Annotated in this window: 2 protein-coding genes; both read right to left on the bottom strand. The window is 25.6% G+C overall.

Going from position 1 to position 2,988, the window contains the following annotated elements; all coding sequences use genetic code 11:
* Window positions 1-2,000 (bottom strand): hypothetical protein (locus tag J7G74_RS09985; protein ID WP_297134794.1); only part of this gene is annotated, 2,000 nt, incomplete at its 3' end.
* A gap of 272 nt (window positions 2,001-2,272) precedes the next feature.
* On the bottom strand, window positions 2,273-2,536 hold the full coding sequence (locus tag J7G74_RS09980) for a hypothetical protein (RefSeq protein ID WP_297134792.1): 264 nt from the start codon (window positions 2,534-2,536) through the stop codon (window positions 2,273-2,275).
* Window positions 2,537-2,988: the final 452 nt, after the last annotated feature.

Raw genomic sequence — 2,988 nt, 5'->3', positions numbered from 1 at the left:
TTATTTGGGTTATTATCCTTATTTATAGAAGATAAATACATACTTTGTAACATAAATTTACCTTCTTTAGTTGATTTAGATGGTGAAATTTCAACTGTAGAAATATTTGAAATATCTATTTTATCATCAAATTCATCCAGAGGAATCATAAGCGTTGAAAGTGGTGTAATATTTGAATACATTGTTTCAGCTTCTTCATAACCAAGTAATATACTGGCCATTTTGCCAGGTTGATACTCTAATGCATAGCTATTTGGTTTTGTAGAAATAGTATGCGAGGCACCACTTTTGTCAATAATGGTTATATCTAGAATTTGATTTTTTTCTTTGTTAATAGGAGATGTTGAATCTTGCATAATTTCAAAAGAAAGAGTATCAAATTTTGTAAAATCATTATTATTTTTAAGTTTAAAACTAACCTTATCTTTTTTATTTTTAAATTCAAGTGATACAAGAGGATAATAGTCTGATACTCCTGGTAATCTTATATCTCCTGCAGTATTTTTTTCTTTATCTTTACTTGCTATAATTTTTTTGAAATTTCCAGAAATAATTCCAAAATCAGAGTTAGAAGTTGAATCAAACAATGATTTACTTCCACCTTTAACAAGACTCATTAAAACCTTTTGGTTATATAAAATCCCATCTTCACTAGGTGATATTGATGATAAATTACCTTTTTTAATACTTGATTTAGCAAAATCTACAATATATTTACTTGTAAAATCTCGTTGATCTTCACCTGACATAGGTTCTTTTAGTATATTCCCCTCCTCATCAATAAATGAATTATCTTCATCAAAATTCACACTATTAAAGTTATTATGATTAGCAGAATATAAATATATTAGTTGAAGATCATTTTTCCTTTTTTGTAATCGAATTGTATCAAATATTTGACGTCCATCTAATGTAACAACATCTCCATCAAGTTGAGGTAATATGATTCCAGTAGGAATATCAGGATATTTATCAAAAGCTGGCCAGTAGTTTGCTGGTGCTATAGAAATATTTCCTTTAATATTAAGTCCCATTTCTTTTAAGATTTTATCACCTAAAAATAGGTTTTGACCACCTCTTGAATGTCCAACAAGAATAACATTATTGAAATCAACTTTATCTTTCATATCAAAGCCATAGATATTATTACCTTTATTAACAGCATCTTTTAGGGATTGTATATGTTTTTTTAATATTTTACTAAATAAATCTTTTTGTTCATTATATAGTGAATTTCTATTAGAATCAAATGATTCTAAAGAGTATACGGGTGTTAAATTCAGACCAAGTGATACGAACCCTTCTTTGGCTAATGCCTTCATATTATCCGAAAAACCAATATCAAAATATGTTGATAGTCCAGTTCCTTGATATGAACCATGTAGGAAAATTACAAGAGGTAATTTTTTACCCTTTGGAACAGTAATAGAACCTGTATTATTATATATCATATATTTTGATGTATCTTCTTCATTTAATATACTATATATATTATCTGATAATAAATATTTATCTTTACCTAAGTTATAAACAGTTACATCATTATACTTAGGATTAGATGGTGATACAATAAGTGTATCCATAAGTCCAGACTCTACAATGCTAGAAGTATTCATTTCATCAAAAATACTAAAAGGCGCATATATTTTATTATCTTTCTCATAGTATTTATCTTTTAACAATATACCATTTATACTTATATTAGAGGTATTTTTATCAAAAGTTATGATATCTTTTTCTTTCTTATCTGAAATTACATACTGAAATGTATTATTTTTTTTATTATCTGATTTAATTCCACCTAGTTTTTCCATAACTTCAACCAAAGAAAAATATGGTTTATCCGATTCAGATGTGTTTTCTTTAATCATATCCTCACCAATTATTTCAAAGTCATCTCCTCCAATTACTAAAGAAGCATATGCTTTAGATGGAGAAAATATAATTAGCATGGTAATACTTAATAAACAAATAAATAGTTGTCTAGCTTTTTTTAGCATTTTTTTACCCTTTCATATATTAGTTTTTAGTTTTAAATTTAAATCTATAATTAATTCACCCATTTTCAAACTCAATTAACTTACTTTTCAGAATTTGTACTAAAATAACCTTTATAAAGAATATAAACTACAGTACACCAATTCATATAGAAATAATTATTTTCAAAATCTTCTTACCATACTTTTGAAAATTCATCGTCTTTGTAATGTGGAGTTAATGAGTTTAGTTCCTCATAACTATATTTAATGGGTGTTCACTTTCATAGTATTGATTAGACTCTATTAAGAAGCTTTATATATTTATATACAATTTCTTCTGGAAATCCATACTTAATAAGAAGTTTTCTAACTTCATTTTGAGACCTTTTAGCAAAAATATTTCTGTATCTCATCTCATTCTTATTATTGGTTACATTAATCATACCTTTATAATTGTTAATACTATCTTGTATACCTATCCTTTCATATCCTGTAATAAAAAATATCCCTAAGCCTAATAAAAGAGCAGTAGTAATTATCTTTATATAATTTTTCATTTTTCTACTCCTTTTAAATATTAAGATTATACTTCTGACGTATAGCTACTTATGTAGTATAGGATCTAGTTATATTAATATCCTTTCTAAGATGTAACATTGATGTAAAATTTAATAGATATTCAAATTAAATATAGATAATCTCCCTTAAAATGGGAAAGAGATTTATGATTGTGAGTATTGGTACCTTGAAAGAAAAACAGTCTTTGGGTAAGTTAAAGAAACCAGAAAATTTAAGAAAATCTTATTCTACTACTAAATATGTTTATCTTAACAAAAATTAAAGGCTATGTTTTAAAACATAGCCCTTCATTATTAATATCTTATACTTATTATTTTCTCTTTTTCTTCTTCTTTTTTTTCTTTTTCTTTCCTCTATAAGGTTCTTTAACTTCTTCTTTTTCTTCTCGTTTACAATGTTTACGTATATCATAAAACATTAATAAAGCAAT

Source organism: Terrisporobacter sp. (assembly GCF_017888745.1).
In the GTDB taxonomy this organism is placed as follows: Bacteria; Bacillota; Clostridia; order Peptostreptococcales; family Peptostreptococcaceae; genus Terrisporobacter.
This window is presented reverse-complemented; position numbering and strand designations above follow the sequence as displayed.